Annotated in this window: 17 protein-coding genes and 1 pseudogene; 13 read left to right on the forward strand and 5 right to left on the reverse strand. The window is 73.7% G+C overall.

What is annotated here, in order from left to right; all coding sequences use genetic code 11:
- The first annotated feature begins 45 nt into the window (after window positions 1-45).
- From ACYVJ4_RS12560 to ACYVJ4_RS12605, 10 genes are all read left to right on the forward strand, one after another.
- Window positions 46-1,068, forward strand: coding sequence for a 6-phosphofructokinase (locus ACYVJ4_RS12560; RefSeq protein ID WP_460460470.1), 1,023 nt, complete (start codon window positions 46-48; stop codon window positions 1,066-1,068).
- 123 nt (window positions 1,069-1,191) lie between these two features.
- Entirely contained in the window at window positions 1,192-2,391 is a 1,200-nt protein-coding gene (locus ACYVJ4_RS12565; protein WP_460460471.1) for an ROK family protein, read from the forward strand.
- Entirely contained in the window at window positions 2,388-3,887 is a 1,500-nt protein-coding gene (locus tag ACYVJ4_RS12570) for a sugar ABC transporter ATP-binding protein (RefSeq protein ID WP_460460472.1), read from the forward strand. Before ACYVJ4_RS12565 ends, ACYVJ4_RS12570 begins: the two co-directional genes overlap by 4 nt.
- Window positions 3,884-4,942, forward strand: a complete 1,059-nt coding sequence (locus ACYVJ4_RS12575) for an ABC transporter permease (protein ID WP_460460473.1) — start codon at window positions 3,884-3,886, stop codon at window positions 4,940-4,942. The genes ACYVJ4_RS12570 and ACYVJ4_RS12575 overlap by 4 nt, the downstream gene beginning before the upstream one ends.
- Before the next feature lie 106 nt (window positions 4,943-5,048).
- Complete coding sequence (locus ACYVJ4_RS12580) at window positions 5,049-6,110, forward strand: substrate-binding domain-containing protein (protein WP_460460474.1); 1,062 nt, start codon at window positions 5,049-5,051, stop codon at window positions 6,108-6,110.
- A 32-nt stretch (window positions 6,111-6,142) separates the two neighbouring features.
- Window positions 6,143-7,291 (forward strand): Gfo/Idh/MocA family protein, encoded by a 1,149-nt coding sequence (locus tag ACYVJ4_RS12585; protein WP_460460498.1) that lies wholly within the window; start codon window positions 6,143-6,145, stop codon window positions 7,289-7,291.
- A 17-nt stretch (window positions 7,292-7,308) separates the two neighbouring features.
- Window positions 7,309-8,316 carry a sugar phosphate isomerase/epimerase family protein gene (locus ACYVJ4_RS12590; protein WP_460460475.1) on the forward strand — a complete coding sequence of 336 codons (1,008 nt, stop codon included), beginning with the start codon at window positions 7,309-7,311 and terminating at the stop codon, window positions 8,314-8,316.
- Between the two features lie 178 nt (window positions 8,317-8,494).
- Window positions 8,495-9,823, forward strand: a complete 1,329-nt coding sequence (locus ACYVJ4_RS12595) for a class II 3-deoxy-7-phosphoheptulonate synthase (RefSeq protein ID WP_460460499.1) — start codon at window positions 8,495-8,497, stop codon at window positions 9,821-9,823.
- 10 nt (window positions 9,824-9,833) lie between these two features.
- Window positions 9,834-10,868: a threonine aldolase family protein gene (locus ACYVJ4_RS12600; protein WP_460460476.1), complete on the forward strand. Its 1,035-nt coding sequence runs from the start codon at window positions 9,834-9,836 to the stop codon at window positions 10,866-10,868.
- A 112-nt stretch (window positions 10,869-10,980) separates the two neighbouring features.
- A complete protein-coding gene (locus tag ACYVJ4_RS12605) occupies window positions 10,981-11,502 on the forward strand; it encodes a molybdopterin-dependent oxidoreductase (protein ID WP_460460500.1) in 522 nt (173 codons plus the stop codon).
- On the opposite strand, the gene ACYVJ4_RS12610 is transcribed toward ACYVJ4_RS12605, so the two are convergent.
- The 4 genes and pseudogenes from ACYVJ4_RS12610 to ACYVJ4_RS12625 all read right to left on the reverse strand — a co-directional run bounded on the left by ACYVJ4_RS12610 (window position 11,411) and on the right by ACYVJ4_RS12625 (window position 15,435).
- Window positions 11,411-12,382 carry a DMT family transporter gene (locus ACYVJ4_RS12610; protein WP_460460477.1) on the reverse strand — a complete coding sequence of 324 codons (972 nt, stop codon included), beginning with the start codon at window positions 12,380-12,382 and terminating at the stop codon, window positions 11,411-11,413. The genes ACYVJ4_RS12605 and ACYVJ4_RS12610 overlap by 92 nt on opposite strands.
- A 16-nt stretch (window positions 12,383-12,398) precedes the next feature.
- Window positions 12,399-13,178 (reverse strand): PASTA domain-containing protein, encoded by a 780-nt coding sequence (locus ACYVJ4_RS12615; RefSeq protein ID WP_460460478.1) that lies wholly within the window; start codon window positions 13,176-13,178, stop codon window positions 12,399-12,401.
- 325 nt (window positions 13,179-13,503) lie between these two features.
- Window positions 13,504-14,163 (reverse strand): annotated as a pseudogene (locus ACYVJ4_RS12620) (protein kinase domain-containing protein); the annotation flags it as partial.
- Between the two features lie 144 nt (window positions 14,164-14,307).
- Entirely contained in the window at window positions 14,308-15,435 is a 1,128-nt protein-coding gene (locus ACYVJ4_RS12625) for a lytic transglycosylase (RefSeq protein ID WP_460460479.1), read from the reverse strand.
- A gap of 177 nt (window positions 15,436-15,612) precedes the next feature.
- Here ACYVJ4_RS12625 and ACYVJ4_RS12630 point away from each other — a divergent pair, with 177 nt between their 5' ends.
- From ACYVJ4_RS12630 to ACYVJ4_RS12640, 3 genes are read left to right on the forward strand one after another with little or no spacing between them, the layout of a single operon-like run.
- Window positions 15,613-15,969, forward strand: coding sequence for an Rv2175c family DNA-binding protein (locus ACYVJ4_RS12630; RefSeq protein WP_460460480.1), 357 nt, complete (start codon window positions 15,613-15,615; stop codon window positions 15,967-15,969).
- A 14-nt stretch (window positions 15,970-15,983) separates the two neighbouring features.
- Window positions 15,984-16,313, forward strand: coding sequence for a lycopene cyclase domain-containing protein (locus tag ACYVJ4_RS12635; RefSeq protein ID WP_460460481.1), 330 nt, complete (start codon window positions 15,984-15,986; stop codon window positions 16,311-16,313).
- On the forward strand, window positions 16,310-16,705 hold the full coding sequence (locus ACYVJ4_RS12640) for a lycopene cyclase domain-containing protein (protein ID WP_460460482.1): 396 nt from the start codon (window positions 16,310-16,312) through the stop codon (window positions 16,703-16,705). The genes ACYVJ4_RS12635 and ACYVJ4_RS12640 overlap by 4 nt, the downstream gene beginning before the upstream one ends.
- On the opposite strand, the gene ACYVJ4_RS12645 is transcribed toward ACYVJ4_RS12640, so the two are convergent.
- On the reverse strand, window positions 16,656-17,591 hold the full coding sequence (locus ACYVJ4_RS12645; RefSeq protein WP_460460483.1) for a phytoene/squalene synthase family protein: 936 nt from the start codon (window positions 17,589-17,591) through the stop codon (window positions 16,656-16,658). The two genes, ACYVJ4_RS12640 and ACYVJ4_RS12645, sit on opposite strands and share 50 nt — an antisense overlap.
- Window positions 17,592-17,710: the final 119 nt, after the last annotated feature.

Genomic DNA, 17,710 nt, shown 5'->3' on the forward strand with positions numbered 1-17,710 from the left:
TCGCGCCGTCGCCGCGCCGCGCCCGGCCTGGCTAGGCTCCGCGGCATGCGCATCGGAATCCTCACGGGGGGCGGGGACTGCCCCGGCCTCAACGCCGTCATCCGCGCCGTCGTCCGCAAGGGCACGGGTCTGGGCCACGAGTTCGTCGGGTTCAAGGACGGCTGGCGCGGCCCGCTCGAGGGGCTGACCCGCTCGCTGACGACGGACGACGTCGAGGACGTCCTGCCGCTGGGCGGCACGATCCTCGGCTCCTCGCGCACCAACCCGTACAAGGTCGACGGCGGCGTCGACCGGATCCGCGAGAACCTCGCGGCCGCCGGGGTCGACGCGCTGGTCGCGATCGGCGGGGAGGACACGCTCGGCGTGGCCAAGCGGCTGACGGACGACGGCATCGGCGTCGTCGGCGTGCCCAAGACCATCGACAACGACCTGGGCGCCACCGACTACACGTTCGGCTTCGACACCGCGGTGTCGATCGCCACCGAGGCGATCGACCGGCTGCGCACCACCGCCGAATCCCACCACCGGGCCGTGGTCGTCGAGGTGATGGGCCGGCACGCCGGCTGGATCGCGCTGCACTCGGGGCTGGCCGGGGGAGCGGACGCGATCCTGCTGCCCGAGGTGCCGTTCGACCCCGACCAGGTGTGCGCCTGGGTGCAGCAGCGCTTCGACCGCGAGCGCGCCGCGATCGTCGTGGTGGCCGAGGGCGCGGTGCCCACCGGCGGGGCCGAGGTGCTGACGGCCGGCGAGGTCGACGCGTTCGGGCACGTGCGGCTGGGCGGCGTCGGCACCTGGCTGGCCGGGCAGGTCGAGGAGAAGACCGGCCGCGAGACCCGCGCGGTCGTCCTGGGTCACACCCAGCGCGGCGGCTCGCCCACGGCCTACGACCGCGTGCTGTCGACCCGGTTCGGGCTCGCGGCGATCGACGCCGTGCACGACGGGGCCTTCGGCACGATGGTCGCGCTGCGCGGCACCGACGTCGTGCGGGTGCAGCTGTCGGAGGCCACGGCCGAGCTCAAGACGGTGCCGCCGGAGCGCTACGCGGAGGCGCAGGTCTTCTTCGGCTGACCGCTTTGACCGGTCCGCGACCGAACTTCTGCTGATTTCAGCGAAAGGTATTGCGGGTCGCGGTCAAAGCCCTCTATCGTCCCGACCACCGGCCCACCAGGGGCCGGTCCCGGAGGGACGACGATGACCCTGCAGCGACCCGAGAACCGTCACCAGGTGGCGCTGCTGCGCCGGCTGCGCGACGAGGGGCCGCGCTCGCGGGCCGAGCTCGGGGACGGCGTCGAGCTGTCCCGCACCAAGCTCGCGGCCGAGGTCGACCGGCTGATCGAGCTCGGGCTCGTCGAGGCCACCGGCCTGGCCGCCTCGCGCGGCGGCCGCCGCTCCACTGCCCTGGCGCTCAGCTCGCGCACCCGGCTGCTCGGCGTCGACATCGGCGCGACCTCGGTCGACGTCGCGCTGGCCGACGCCCAGCTCGAGGTGCTCGGCCACCTGCGCGAGGACGTCGACGTGCGGCTCGGCCCGGACGTCGTCCTCGACCGCGCGCTGGACCTGGCCCGCAAGCTGCTGGCCGACGAGCCCGGCACGGTGCTGGCCGGCGTGGGCGTCGGCGTGCCCGGCCCGGTGAACTTCGACCGCGGCGAGCCGGTGTCGCCGCCGATCATGCCCGGCTGGAACGGCTACCCGGTGCGCGAGCGGTTCGCCACCGCGCTCGGCTGCCCGGTCGTCGTCGACAACGACGTGAACATCATGGCGCTGGGCGAGAAGCACGCCGGCATCGCGCGCCGCGCCCAGGACTTCCTGTTCGTCAAGATCGGCACCGGCATCGGCTGCGGCGTGGTCGTCCGCGGCGAGGTCTACCGCGGCGTCAACGGGTCGGCCGGCGACATCGGGCACATCCAGGTCGACGACGCCGGCCCGGTCTGCACCTGCGGCAACGTCGGCTGCCTCGAGGCCTACTTCGGCGGCGCGGCGCTGCGTCGCGACGCCACGACGGCGGCGCGCTCGGGCCGCTCGGTGTTCCTCGCCGAGCGGCTGGAGCAGACGGGGTCGCTGAGCGCGGCCGACGTCGGCGCCGCCGCCGAGGCCGGCGACCCCGAGGCGGTGGCGATGGTGCGCAGCGGCGGCCGCGTGCTGGGCGAGGTGCTCGCCTCGCTCGTCAGCTTCTTCAACCCCGGGCTGGTCGTGCTGGGCGGCGGCGTCACGGGTCTGGGCCACGAGCTGCTCGCCCAGGTGCGCAGCGTCGTCTACCAGCGCTCGCTGCCGCTCGCCACGGGCAACCTGCCGATCGTCATCAGCGAGCTGGACGGCGCCGCGGGCGTCATCGGCGCGGCTCGCACCATCAGCGACCAGCTGTACTCGACCGTCTCGGGGAGCCGGGCATGAGCGGACCGCTGCTGCAGATGCGCGGCATCGTCAAGGAGTTCCCCGGCGTGCGGGCGCTCGACGGCGTCGACCTCGACGTCGAGGCGGGCGAGGTGCACTGCCTGCTGGGCCAGAACGGCGCGGGCAAGTCGACGCTGATCAAGGTGCTGTCGGGCGTCCACCGCCCGGACGACGGCGAGGTGCGCTGGCAGGGCGAGCCGGTGCAGCTGCCGTCGCCGCACGCCGCGGACGCCGTGGGCATCGCGACGATCCACCAGGAGCTCGACCTCGTGCCGGGCCTGACCGTCGCCGAGAACGTCGTGCTGGGGCACGAGCCGTCGCGCCTCGGGCTGAGCCGGCCGGCCGACGCCGAGCGGCTTACCCGGGGCCTGCTCGAGCGGCTCGGCCACCCCGAGATCTCGCCGCGCCGCGAGCTGGGGCGCCTGTCGGCGGCCGGCCAGCAGATCGTCAGCGTGGCGCGGGCGCTGTCGCGCGACGCGCGGCTGATCGTCATGGACGAGCCGTCGGCCGTGCTCGACCCCGAGGAGGTGCGCGGGCTGTTCGGCGTCGTCCGCGAGCTGACGGCGCAGGGCGTCGCGGTCGTGTACATCTCGCACCGGCTCGAGGAGATCCGCGAGATCGGCCACCGGGTGACGGTGCTCAAGGACGGCCGCACCGTCGCGCAGAACCTGCCCGCGCGCAGCACCCCGACGGCCGACGTGATCCGGCTGATGACGGGCCGCAGCATCGAGTACGTCTTCCCGCCGCGCGAGACGCCGGTGGGCGAGGTGGTGCTCGACGTCCAGGGGCTGTCGCGGCCGCGCGAGTTCTCGGACGTGTCGTTCTCGGTGCGGGCGGGCGAGGTCGTCGGCATCGCGGGCCTGGTGGGAGCCGGTCGGTCCGAGGTGCTCGAGACCGTGTTCGGCGCCCGCCGGTCGTCGTCGGGCACGGTGCGGGTCGCCGGCCGGGCGCTGCGGCCGGGGTCCGTCGTCTCGGCGGTGCGCGCGGGGCTCGGCCTGTGCCCGGAGGAGCGCAAGTCGCAGGGGCTGCTGCTCTCAGAACCGGTGTACCGCAACGTGTCCCTGGCCAGCCTGCGGCGCTTCGCCCGCGGCTCGTTCGTCCGCGAGAAGGCCGAGATCGAGGCCGCGCGCGAGGTGACCGAGCAGCTCGACGTCCGCCCGGCCGACCCGCGCCGGCCGGTCGGCACGCTGTCGGGCGGCAACCAGCAGAAGGTCGTCCTCGGCCGGTGGCTGATGCGCGGCTGCAAGGTGCTGCTGCTCGACGAGCCGACGCGCGGCGTCGACGTCGGCGCGCGCACCGAGATCTACCAGCTGGTGCACCGGCTGGCCGCCGAGGGGGTGGCCGTCGTCCTGGTGTCCAGCGAGGTGCCCGAGGTGCTGGGCCTCAGCCACCGGGTGCTCGTCCTGCGCGAGGGCCGCGTGGTGCACGAGGCGCCGTCCACCGAGCTCGACGAGAGCCGCGTGCTCGACCTCGTCATGGAAGGGACCGCAGCATGAGCGACGTCAGGAGCACCGAGGCGACCCCCGCCGAGGTACCGGCCGCCGACGAGAGCAGCCGGGTCGAACGGGTCGCCCGCGAGGCCGCCCGGCCGACGTCCCGCTGGGCCCGGGTCATGGACAGCAGCGTCGGGCGCAACCTCGGGCTCGTGGGGGTGCTGGTGGTGCTCTGCATCATCGGGGTCGCGACGGCCGACACCTTCGCCACGCGCTCGAACGTGCTGACGATCCTCACGTCGGCGTCGGTCATCGGCGTCATCACCGTGGGGGCGACGTTCGTCATCATCGGCGGCGGCATCGACCTGTCGGTCGGCAAGGTCATGGCGCTGGCGTCGGTGTGGGCCACGACGGTGGCGACGCAGTCCTACGGGCCGTGGGCGATGGTGATGTGCGCGCTGCTCGTCGGCGCCGGGGCGGGACTGGTCAACGGCGTGCTGATCGCCTACGGCCGCATCGTGCCCTTCATCGCCACCCTCGCGATGCTCATCTCGGCGCAGGGCCTGGCCGAGCGGATCTCGCGCAAGCAGAGCCAGATCGTCACCCAGAACGCCATCAACGACATCGCGACCACGCGGCTGCTGGGCGTGCCGCTGCTGGTCTACGTGTTCGCGGTCGTCGTCGCGGTGGGCTGGGTGCTGCTCAACCGGACGACGTTCGGCCGGCGCACGTTCGCCATCGGCGGCAACGCCGAGGCGGCCCGGCTCGCCGGCGTCGACGTCAAGCGCCACACGATGCTGCTGTACGTCGTCTCGGGTCTGTGCTGCGGCATCGCGGCCATCATGATCGCCTCGCTCACCACCACCGGGTCGAGCACCCACGGCACGCTCTACGAGCTCGACGCCATCGCCGCGGTCATCATCGGCGGCACGCTGCTGAGCGGCGGGCGCGGCACCCTCGTCGGCTCGATCCTCGGCGTCCTGGTCTTCACGACCATCACCAACCTGTTCATCCTCAACAACCTGGCCACCGAGGTCCAGAACATCGCCAAGGGCGTGATCATCGTGGCCGCGGTGCTCTTCCAGGCCCGCGCCCAGCGCACGTCCACCTCTCCATAGAACCCGTCTCCCACAACGGTTCCGGCGCTGCGGCGCCGGCACCACACCCCGTCACACCCTCGTGCACCACCCCGTCAGACCCAGACACCACCAAGGAGATCGCGACATGACCGAGCTGCAGACCTCGACCCTCCGGCGGCGGGGCTTCCTCGTCGGAGCCGGAGCCCTCGGTGCCGCGGCCCTCGCTGCCTGCACCAGCAACAGCAAGGACGGCGGCACCTCCACGGCCAACGTCGCGGCGGCGGCCGGTGACAACGCCGCCAAGGGCAAGCAGGTGACCATCGGCTTCTCGGCGCCCGCGGCCGACCACGGCTGGATCGCCGCGATCGCCAACAACGCCAAGGCCCAGGCCGGCCAGTACGAGGACGTCACCTTCGAGGCCGTCAACCCCACCAACGACATCGCCCAGCAGATCGCGGCGGTCGAGACGCTCATCAACAAGAAGGTCGGCGTGCTGGTGCTGCTGCCGAACGACGGCAAGCAGCTGACCGCGGTGGCGCGCAAGGCGATGGAGGCCGGCATCCCGGTCATCAACCTCGACCGCGTCTTCGACACCCCGCTCGCGTACCGGACCTGGATCGGCGGCGACAACTACGGCATGGGCGTCAGCGCGGGCAACTACGTCGCCGAGACCCTGAAGTCGAAGGGTGTCTCGAACCCCGTCATCGGCGAGATCGCCGGCATCGACAGCCTGCCGCTGACGCAGCAGCGCAGCCAGGGCTTCAAGGACGCGCTCGCCACCCACGGGTTCAAGGTCGGGCCCCGCCAGGCCGCGGACTTCACGGTGCAGGGCGGGCAGCGCGTGACGGCCAACCTGCTGCAGGCCGCGCCCAAGCTCGACGCCCTGTGGAACCACGACGACGACCAGGGCCTCGGCGTGCTGGCGGCCATCAAGCAGGCGAACCGCTCGGAGTTCTTCATGGTCGGCGGCGCCGGCTCGGCCAACGCCATGCGCGACATCCAGGCCGACAACACGGTGCTGAAGGCCACGGTGACCTACAGCCCGACCATGGCGTCCAGCGCCATCTCGCTGGCCCGGCTCGTCGGGCAGAGCAAGGGCATGGGCGACCTGGTCGAGAAGGAGGTGCCGTCGTCGATCACCCTGTCGTCGGCCACCATCACCAAGGACAACGTGAAGGACTACCTGCCGCTGGGCTTCGAGTCGTGAGCGCGTCGGGGGAGGGGTCCCTCGGCGTCGGGATGGTCGGCTACGCGTTCATGGGGGCCGCGCACTCGCAGGCGTGGCGCAACGCGCCGGCGTTCTTCGACCTGCCGGTGCACCCCGCGATGAACGTGCTCTGCGGGCGCGACACCGCGGCCGCCGGGGAGACCGCCCGCAAGTTCGGGTGGCGCGACGTGGTCGGCGACTGGAAGGAGCTGCTGCGGCGCGACGACGTCCAGCTGGTCGACGTCTGCACCCCGGGGGACACGCACGCCGAGATCTCGATCGCGGCGCTCGAGGCCGGGCGGCACGTGCTGTGCGAGAAGCCGCTCGCCAACAGCGTCGCCGAGGCGCAGGCGATGGTCGACGCCGCAGAAGCCGCTGCGGCGCAAGGCGTCCGGTCGATGGTGGGCTTCACCTACCGCCGCGTGCCGGCCATCGCGCTGGCCCGGCAGCTGGTGCAGCAGGGGCGGCTGGGCACGATCCGGCACGTGCGAGCGCAGTACCTGCAGGACTGGTTGAGCGACCCCGCGTCGCCGCTCTCGTGGCGGCTGCAGAAGGAGCGCGCCGGGTCCGGGGCGCTCGGCGACATCGGGGCGCACGTCGTCGACCTGGTGCAGCACGTCACCGGCCTCGACGTCACGTCGGTGACGGCGGCGCTCGAGACGTTCGTGACCGAGCGACCCCTGCCGGTCGAGCAGGGCCAGCTGGGAGGACGCGGAGGCACCGAGACCGGCGAGGTGACCGTCGACGACGCCGCCGTGTTCCTCGCCCGGCTCGAGCAGGGCGTGCTGGGCGTCTTCGAGGCCACCCGGTTCGCGAGCGGTCGCAAGAACGCCATCCGGCTGGAGGTCAACGGCAGCGCGGGCAGCATCGCCTTCGACTTCGAGCAGATGAACGAGCTGTGGTTCCACGACCACACCGAGGACGCCGAGGTGGCAGGGTTCCGGCGAGTGCTGGTGACCGAGCCCTCGCACCCGTACGTCGGCGGCTGGTGGCCGGCGGGGCACCTGCTCGGCTACGAGCACGCGTTCACCCACCAGGTCGTCGACCTCGTGGGTGACGTCGCGGCCGGGCGCGACCCCGCGCCGTCCTTCGCGGACGGGCTGCAGGTGCAGAAGGTGCTCGCCGCCGTCGAGACGTCGGCGGCGTCGGGCGCGTGGCAGCAGGTCCAGGACCAGGTCTAGGCACAGGGAGAGCGGACATGGCACGACCGATCACGCTGTTCACCGGCCAGTGGGCCGACCTGCCGTTCGAGGAGGTCGCCCGGCTCGCCGGCGAGTGGGGCTACGACGGCCTCGAGATCGCCTGCTGGGGCGACCACCTGGACGTCGTCCGGGCGGCCGAGGACGAGGCGTACGTCCGCGACCGGCACGCGGTGCTGGAGAAGCACGGCCTGCAGGTCTTCGCGATCTCCAACCACCTGACCGGGCAGGCGGTGTGCGACGACCCGATCGACGCGCGCCACCGCGACATCCTCTCGCCGCGGGTGTGGGGCGACGGCGACCCGGAGGGCGTGCGGCAGCGCGCGGCCGAGGAGATGAAGGCGACCGCGCGCGCCGCGCGGGCCATGGGCGTCGACACCGTCGTCGGCTTCACCGGGTCGAGCATCTGGAAGACGGTCGCGATGTTCCCGCCGGTGCCGCAGGCGATGGTGGACGCCGGGTACGCGGACTTCGCCGACCGCTGGAACCCGGTGCTCGACGTCTTCGACGAGGTCGGCGTGCGGTTCGCCCACGAGGTGCACCCGAGCGAGATCGCCTACGACTACTGGACGACGGTCGCCGCCCTCGAGGCGGTCGGGCACCGCCCGGCGTTCGGGCTCAACTGGGACCCGAGCCACTTCGTCTGGCAGGACCTCGACCCGGTGGGGTTCCTCTGGGACTTCAAGGACCGGATCTACCACGTGGACTGCAAGGACGCGAAGCGCCAGGTCGGCAACGGCCGCAACGGCCGCATGGGCTCGCACCTCGCCTGGGCCGATCCCCGCCGCGGGTGGGACTTCGTGTCGACCGGTCACGGCGACGTCCCGTGGGAGGCGTGCTTCCGGATGCTCAACACCATCGGGTATGACGGCCCGATCTCGGTGGAGTGGGAGGACGCCGGCATGGACCGCCTGGTCGGCGCGCCCGAGGCGCTCGAGTTCGTCCGGCGGCTCGCGTTCGACCCGCCGTCCGCGGCGTTCGACGCGGCGTTCAGCTCCGGCGGCTGACCGGCCCCACGACCGCCGCCCGGCGCCCCGGTCCGCGGGGCGGGACCCAGGTCCCGTCATCCGGACCGCGCGCCGGGCGGCCGCGGCGGGGACCTACCCTGGTGCGGTGAGCCTCGACAGCCTGCACACCGGGACGACGGCCGCCGCGCCGGGCGGGCGCGCCGACCGCGCCGCCCAGGTGCTCGACGGGCTCGACGTCTGGCGCGGGCTGCCGGCCGCGCAGCAGCCGCGCTGGGACGACGCCGAGGCGGTCGCGAAGGCCGTCGAGACGCTGCGCTCGAGCCCGCCGCTGGTGTTCGCCGGTGAGTGCGACGAGCTGCGCGACCGGCTCGCCGCGGCCGCGCGCGGCGAGGCCTTCGTGCTGCAGGGCGGCGACTGCGCCGAGACCTTCACCGGCACCAACGCCGACGACATCCGCGACCGGATCAAGACGGTGCTGCAGATGGCCGTCGTGCTGACCTACGGCGCGAGCCTGCCGGTGGTCAAGCTGGGGCGCATGGCCGGGCAGTTCGCCAAGCCGCGCAGCAGCGACCTCGAGACCCGCGGCGACGTGACGCTGCCGGCCTACCGCGGGGACGCGGTCAACGACTACGCGTTCACCGCCGAGGCGCGGCGGCACGACCCCGCCCGGCTGGTGCAGGCATACCACGCGAGCAGCGCGACGCTGAACCTCATCCGGGCCTTCACCCAGGGCGGTTTCGCCGACCTGCGCCAGGTGCACGAGTGGAACCGCGGCTTCGTCGGCAACACCGCCAAGGCGCGCTACGAGGTCATGGCGCGCGACATCGACAAGGCCATGAAGTTCATGGACGCGTGCGGCGCCGACTTCGACGCGCTGCGCACCGTCGCGTTCTACGCCAGCCACGAGGCGCTGCTGCTCGAGTACGAGCGCGCCCTCACCCGCATCGACTCGCGCACGGGCGACCCCTACGACGTGTCCGGCCACTTCGTCTGGATCGGCGAGCGCACCCGCCAGCTGGACGGCGCGCACGTCGACCTGCTCTCGCGCGTGCGCAACCCGATCGGTGTCAAGCTCGGCCCGTCGACGTCGCGCGACGACGTGCTCGAGCTGATCGACCGGCTCGACCCCGACCGCGAGCCCGGCCGGCTGACCTTCATCAGCCGCATGGGCGCGCCCAAGGTGCGCGACGCGCTGCCCGCCCTCGTCGAGACGGTCGCCGAGGCCGAGGGCCAGGTCTTGTGGATCTGCGATCCCATGCACGGCAACGGTTTCGAGTCGCCGACCGGCTACAAGACGCGGCGCTTCGACGACATCGTCGACGAGCTGCGCGGCTTCTTCGAGGTGCACCAGGCGCTGGGTACCGTGCCGGGCGGCGTCCACCTCGAGCTCACCGGCTCCGACGTCACCGAGTGCCTCGGCGGGTTCGAGCAGATCGACGAGCAGGCGCTGTCGACGCGGTACGAGTCGGTGTGCGACCCGCGGCTGAACCACCAGCAGAGCCTGGAGGTCGCGTTCCTCGTGGCCGAGATGCTCGCGGCCCGGTGACGGCGCGCTGATGCTCGTCGACCTGCGCAGCGACACCGTCACGCGCCCGACCGAGGCGATGCGCACGGCCATGGCGCAGGCCGAGGTCGGTGACGACGTCTACGGCGAGGATCCCACGGTCGACCGGCTCGAGCGGCGCGTGGCCGAGCTGCTCGGCCACGAGGCCGGGGTGTTCACGCCGACCGGCTCGCTCGCCAACCAGCTGGGGCTGCGGCTGCTGGTGAAGCCCGGCGAGGAGCTGCTGTGCGACGTCACGGCGCACGTGGCCCGGGCCGAGCTCGGCGCCGCCGCCGTCTTCAGCGGGATCACCACCCGCACCTGGCCCAGCGAGCGCGGGCTGCTCGACGCCGCGGTGCCGCTGGCGCTCATGGCGCCGGACGCCGGGCCGTACCTCGTCTCGACCGCGGCGATCGCGGTCGAGAACACGCACAACTTCGGCGGCGGCACCGTGCAGCCCCTCGAGCAGGCTCGGGCGCTGCGAGCCGGTGTCGAGGGCACCGGCGTGCGGCTGCACCTCGACGGCGCCCGGCTGTGGAACGCCCACGTCGCGACGGGCGAGCCGCTGCACGAGTGGGGCTCGCTGTTCGACACCGTCTCGGTCTGCCTGAGCAAGGGCCTCGGCGCGCCGGTGGGGTCGGTGCTGGCGTGCAGCGCCGAGCGGGCGGCCGAGGCCCGGGTCTGGCGCAAGCGCTACGGCGCCGGGATGCGGCAGGTCGGCGTGCTGGCAGCTGCCGGGCTGCACGCGCTCGACCACCACGTCGACCGGCTGGCCGACGACCACGCGCACGCGCAGGCGATCGCGCAGGCGTGCGCCGCGGCCGCACCGGATGTCGTCGACCCCGACCAGGTGCGCACCAACATCGTGGTGCTCGACCTGTCCGCCGTCGGCCTGGCGGCTCCGGCCTTCGCCGAGACCGCTGCGGCGCAAGGAGTTCGCGTCTCGGCGCTCGGTCCGCGCGTCGTCCGGCTCGTCACGCACCTGGACGTCGACGACGCCGGTGCTGACCACGCGGCCCGCGTGCTCCCGGAGGCGTTGTCGGCGTGAGGCCGCGACCGGCGGGGTCCGTCCGCCGGTGCTCTGCCAGGATCGGGACGTGAGCCACGCCGACGACCGGGCGCTCCCGCCCGGCCAGCGCCTCGCGAACGGCTGGCCCGTGATGCACTACGGGCCGGTGCCCGCCGACCGGGGCGAGCGGTGGGACCTCACGGTCACCGGCGCCACCGAGGACGGCGCCGACCACGTGCTCGACGCCGCCGCGTTCGCGGCCCTGCCGCGCACCACGGTCACCGGCGACCTGCACTGCGTCACGCGCTGGACGGTGCCGGGCAACGTCTGGCAGGGCGTGGCGGCGCGCACCCTGCTGGACGCGTTCCCCCCGGCCGCGGGTGCCGAGCACGTCATGGTGTGGGCCGAGTACGGGTACTCCGCGAGCCTGCGGCTCGAGGACCTCGCGTCGCCGCGCGCCCTGCTCGCGACGCACCACGGCGGCGAGCCGCTCACGCCCGAGCACGGCTGGCCGCTGCGGCTCGTCGTCCCGCACCTGTACGGCTACAAGGGACCCAAGTGGGTGCGCGGGATCGAGTACCTCACCGAGCCCGGTCGGGGGTTCTGGGAGCAGCGGGGGTACCACGGCGTCGCCGACGCCTGGCGCGAGGAGCGCTGGTCCTACCAGGAGTGAGCTCGACGACGTACATCGCGGCCAGCACGAGCAGACCGCCGCCGAGCATCCGGGCGGTGAGGTGCTCGCCGCCGAGCGCCACCGCGAAGAGCGCGGCGAACACCGGCTCCATGGTCATGATGATGGCGGCGCGCGTGGCCGTGAGGTGGGCCTGCGCCCAGGTCTGCGCCACCAGCGCTGCCGCGCCGGCGAGAATGGCGGTGTAGACGACCGCCAGCCAGCCACCCGTCGTCGGGGGAGTGGTGTAGCCGTGCGGTGCGGCCGCGACGGCGCACAGCACGGCGATCGCGACCATCTGGACCGTGGCCAGCCCCAGGGCGTCGCGCGCGCCCGACCACGCGCCGAGCGCCACGATGTGCAACGCGTAGAGCAGGGCGGAGGCCAGCACCAGCAGCTCGCCGCCGCCGACCGAGAGCCCGTTGAGCGCCAGCAGCGCCAGCCCCGCGGTCGACAGCAGCACCGCGAACCACGTCGTGGCGGGCGCCTTCTGCCGCAGCAGCAGCGCGCCGAGCACCGGCGTCAGGACGACGTACATGCCGGTGACGAAGCCGCTGACCGCTGCCGACGTGTGCGCCAGGCCGTACGTCTGCAGGATCTGGGCCAGGCCGTAGACCACGCCGAGCGCGACGCCCTGGCGCACCTGCTGCCGGGCCAGCCGCCGCAGCGGGCGCCAGAAGACCAGCACCATGACGACCGCCGCGATGACGAAGCGCTCGGCGAGGAAGTCCAGGACGGGCACGTCGCGGACGACGTCCTTGATCATGACGAACGTGCTGCCCCACACGGCGGTCACGGAGACGAGCAGCACCGCGGCCGCCGTCGTGCTGCGCCGGGTGTCCGGCGGGTGCGGCGGGTCGGGGAGGACGAGTCCTTCGCTCACGGCGGGTGCGGCGCCGTCAGACGACGGTCAGGACGACGGTGGAGCCGTACGGCGCCTGGCTGTCGGCGCGCGGGCTCTGCGAGCGGACGCTGCCGAAGTACCCGCCGAGGATCTTGCGCACCTCGACCTGGAAGCCCAGCTGCTCGAGCGTCGCCCGCGCCTGGTCGACCTGGCGGCCCACCACCCGCGGCACCGGCACCAGGTGCGGGCCCTTGGACACCACGAGCCGCACGGTGTCGCCCTTGAACGCCGTCCCGGCGCCGGGCTTCTGGCTGACGACCGAGCCCTGGGCCACCTCGTCGTCGAACGCCTGCGTGGTCGTGACCTTCAGGCCCGACGCCTTGAGCGCCGCGACGGCCTGGTCGGCCGGCTTGCCCACCCAGCTGGCGACCGCCACCGGCTCGCGGCCACGGCTGACGACGAGGTCGACCGTGGTGCCCGGTCGCACCTTGGCGCCCGTGGTGAGCGAGCCCTTGATGACCGAGCCGTCCGGCACGGTGCTGGAGAACTGGCGGCTGACGGCGCCGACCTCCAGGTGCGCGGCGGTGATCGCGGCGCGCGCGGCGTCCTCGGTGAGCCCGGCCAGCCGCGGCACGGCGTAGCGCTCGGGGCCCTTGGAGACGACCAGGTCGACGGTGCCGCCCTTTCGCAGCCTGCCGCCGTCGGTGGGGTCGGCCGAGACCACGGTGCCGCGGGTGACCGACTCGCTGAAGGCGGTGCTGACGTCGTCGTGCAGGCCGCGGGCGGCCAGGGCCTTCTCGGCCTCCGCCTGGGTCAGCCCGACGACGGTGGGCACCCGCACGTACGCGCCCGGGCCGGCGCCGAGGTGCGCGGTCGGCCTTCTGGCGCACGCGGTCGGGAGGCTCGGGGGGCAGGGCGACGGGGCCGAGGGCGTCCAGCGCCATCGTGCGGTCGGCCGGGGCCGGTCCGGTGGGGACGACGTCCGCGCCGGTGCTGGACGGCGCTGCGCCCGGCTCGGTGCCGAGCGGGGTCGGACGCCGGTCGAGAGCCGCGCCGCCGAGGCGCCGGCGGGTCTCGCGCAGCGCCATCAGCAGGTCGCGGGCGTCGGACGGCCGGTCGTCGGGGTCGCGGGCGGCGGCGAGCAGCACCAGGTCGTCGAGCGCGGGGTCGATGCCGGCCGCGCGGGACGACGGGGCGGGCACGCGGCTGGACACGTGCTGCAGGGCCACCTGCACGGGGGTGTCGCCGGCGAACGGCTTGCTGCCGGTGAGCAGCTCGAACAGCACCACACCGGCGGCGTAGACGTCGCTGCGCGCGTCGGCGACGCCGCGCTCGACCTGCTCGGGCGCGAGGTAGGAGACCGTGCCGAGCAGCACGCCGGTCTGGCTGTGCGCGGTGCCGGCGTCGACCGCCCGCGCCAGGCCGAAGTCGGCGACCTTGACCCGCTCGTCGTCCGCGATCAGCACGTTCTCGGGCTTGACGTCGCGGTGCACGATGCCCGCGCGGTGCGCGGCGGCCAGCGCGTCGAGCACCGGCTCGAGCAGGTCGAGGGCCTCGCCGGCGCTCATCGGGCCGCGCTCGCGCATGACGTCGCGCAGCGTGCGGCCCGGCACGTACTCCATGGCGAGGAAGGCGACGCCCTCGTGGAAGCCCTGGTCGAAGACCTGCACCACGCCGTGGTGGTTCAGCCGGGCGGCCGAGCGCGCCTCGCGGGTGAAGCGGCGCACGAAGTCGTCGTCGCCGACCAGGGAGTCGTGCATGACCTTGACCGCGACCTCGCGGTCGAGCCGCTCGTCGACGGCGAGGTAGACGGTGGCCATGCCGCCGCGCGCGATGCGCGAGCGCACGGCGTAGCGCCCGTCGAGCACACGCCCGACGAGAGGATCGGCCACCGACACGTCCACGGCCACGAGTCTACGGTCGCCTCCTGCCGGGTTCGTGGACCCCGAGCCCGCTCGCGCGGCTCAGCCGAAGCGGCGCACGAGCGCCATGACGCTGCGGACGTACTGCTTCGTGTCCGCGTGCATGCCGTGCTGACGTACCGAGGCCAGGCCCTGGTAGTAGCCGGCGACGGCCTGGTGGCGGTTCGCCGCGGACGCCGAGAGCGCCTTGAGGATCACCACGCCGGCCGTGACGTTGTCGCGGGTGTCGAGCAGGTCGAGCCGTCGTCCGACGAGGTCGCTCGCCCAGCGCCCGGACGACGGGATGACCTGCATCGTGCCGATGGCGTTGGCCACCGAGACCTGGCGCTGGTTCCAGCCCGACTCCTGGAACGACACCGCCAGCGCCAGCGCGGGGTCGACGCCGTAGCGCCGGGCGGTGCTGGTGATCAGGCGCTTGGTCGCCTCGCGGCTCGGCACGGCGCGGCTGGCCAGCCGGTGCCGGTTGAGCGCTGCCGCGTGCACCGTCGCGTCGGGGTAGGTGCGACCGGCGAAGGTGTTGTGGTCGAAGGCCTTCGAGCTGCTCGCGCGGGTCGTCGCGTGGCGCGGCACCCGCAGGCGCTGGCCGGGGTGGATGACGGACGAGGGCCGCAGCCGGTTGGCCTTGAGGATCGTGGCCTGCGAGCTGCCGACCCGCACCGCGATGGCGCTGACGGTGTCGCCGCTGCGCACGCGGTAGGACGTCCAGCGCGCGCGGGCGACCGCGGCGGCGCGGGCCTTGGCGCGGGCGCGCAGGGCGTCGGCCGGGACGGCGAGGTGCTGGCCGGCGTAGATCCGCCCGCGCTGGTCCAGGTGGTTCAGCTGCAGCAGGCGGCCGGGGGAGACCCGCAGCCGCTGCGCGATGTCGCTGATGGTGTCGCCGCTGCGCACCACGTAGCGCGCGGTGCGGGCGGGACGCTGGTGCGGCGTCCGGGCGGCGGTGTGCGCCCGGCCGGGGACCCGCAGCACGGCGCCGGCACGGATCAGGTGCCCGCCGTCGCTGAGGTGGTTGGCGCGCACCAGCGTCCGCACGTCGGTGCGGTGCCGGCTGGCGATGTCCCAGACCGTGTCGCCGTCCTTGACGGTGTAGTGCGTCCAGTGACCGGCGCCGGCGCCGAGCAGCAGCGGTGCGCCGGCGGCGGTCGCGATGGCGGCCGTGACGATGGGCGCCATGGGGGTCTCCTCGAGCCGGGGAAGTGCGTCTTCGTGAGACGCGTGTGACGGGTGTGACCAGTGGTACGACGATCGACGGTACACGAGATGCGTTGCCGGACAAGAGTTACACCGGTGTGATTCGTCGTCCCGGGTGACGGTGCGCGGTGGTCGCGGGTGGCGTGGCAGGCTGGTGCCGTGGATGACCTGGAGACCCTCGTCGACGAGTGGCTGACCGTCCCGGACGTCGCGGACCGGCTCGGCGTGGCCGACACCAAGGTGCGCCAGCTGCTGCAGGAGGGCGCGCTGCTCGCCGTCCGGCGCGGCGAGCGCAACGTGGTGTCGGTGCCCGCGCTGCTGCTCGGGGCCGAGGGCCTGCTGCCCGAGCTCCCCGGAACCGTGACGGTGCTGGCGGACGCCGGCTTCGACACCGACGAGACGCTGCGGTGGTTGTTCGCGCCGGACGACACCATCACCGGCGGCAGCCCGATCGCCGCGCTGCACGCCGGGCACAAGACCGAGGTGCGCCGCCGCGCGCAGGCCCTCGCGGTCTGACCCGGGTAGCACCCGTGCGACACCTGGGGTACCTGGGGATGCTCGCGTTCTGCGTCCTGGGCACCGCGCCGCTCGAGCTGTACCTGCGCGTCGGGGTCTACCGGCGATGGCGCCGGCTGCTGCTCACGCTGCTGCCCGTCGTCCCGCTGTTCGTGCTGTGGGACCTGTACGCCGTGAGCCGGCACCACTGGTTCTTCGACCGCGCGCAGACGCTCGGCGTCGACGTCCCGGGCGGCCTGCCCGTCGAGGAGGTCGCCTTCTTCGTGGTGGTGCCGCTCGCCGCGGTGCTCACCCTCGAGGCCGTGCGCGCGGTGCGCGGCTGGCGGGTCGGTGACGAGCCGTGACCTACACCCAGCTGTGCCTGGTCGCGGTGCCGTTCGCGGTGCTGGTCGACCTGGTGCTGCTGCGCACGAAGCTGTTGTCGCGCAAGGCGTTCTGGGTGGCGTACGCCATCGTGCTGTTCTTCCAGCTGCTGACGAACGGGTGGCTCACGGGGCGGGGGATCGTGACGTACGCGGACGACGCCGTGGTCGGGGGCGCGCAGGCCGTGCCGTTCGGGCAGGGACGCGTGCTCTACGCACCGGTCGAGGACGTCGCGTTCGGCTTCTCGCTGGTGCTGCAGACCTTGGCGTGGTGGGTGTTCTGGGGACGGCGCGGGGTCGACCGCACCCGTCGTCCGCGTGCCGTCAGGCTGAAGCGGGAGCGTGCCAGCGGGCGCTCTCGCGCCGAGCTCTGACCGCGCGGGCGAGCTGGGGGAGCGCGACGGCGAGCCGGGTGCGCTGCGGCACGGCGACGCGACCGGTGAGCACCTGGTAGCCGGCCTTCTCGACCTCGTCGAGGATCCCGCCGTACAGCCGGATCGCCGTGGTCAGGCACGGGCGGCTCTCGGGTCGCACCAGGCGCACGCCCTGCGCGGCGTAGCGGTAGAGCTCGCGGGTGCGGTCGATCTCGAAGGCGAGCAGCGCCCTGATCGGCGGGGTCACGACGCCGGCCTCGAGGTCGGCCACGGTGACGCCGAACCGGTCGAGGTCGTCGGTGGGCAGGTAGACGCGTCCGCGCTGGAGGTCCTCGCCGACGTCCCGGACGAAGTTGGCGAGCTGGAACGCCTCGCCGAGCGCGATCGCGTGGTCGCGCGCCCGCTCGTCCAGGGGCCCGAGCAGCGGCAGCATCATCAGACCGATCACGGCGGCCGAGCCCCACATGTAGCCGCGCAGGTCCTCGAAGGTGCGGTACCGCGTGGTGCTGATGTCCTGGCGCATGGCGGCGAGGAAGTCCTCGAACAGCTGCACGTCCAGCCCGAAGGTCGCCACGGTGTGCGCGGTGGCGGCGACGACCGGGTCGGCCGACGTCCCCGCACGCAACCCGGCCAGCGCCTGCTCGCCCCACGCCACCAGCCCGTCGGGGTCGGGCGCGTCGAGGTCGTCGACGAACTCGTCCGCCGTGCGGCTGAACGCGTAGAGCGCGTAGACGTGCGGACGTCGGTCGGCCGGCAGCAGCAGCGCCGACAGGTAGTAGGTCTTGCCGTGCTCGGCGTTGACCAGGCGGCAGCGCTCGTACGCCGCGCGCAGGAACGGGTCGGTGATGCCCGCGGCGTCCAGCGCCCGCTCGTGCACCCTCTTCATGCCGCCACCTGCGCGCGTGATCCTGCAAGTTCCAGCCGACGAGCGGGGTCGCGGTGCAGGGCCCGTTCGCCGAGCGGGGAGAACGTGCACGATCGCGCGCGGGCTCTGCCTGTGGACGG

Source organism: Angustibacter peucedani, from assembly GCF_054779595.1.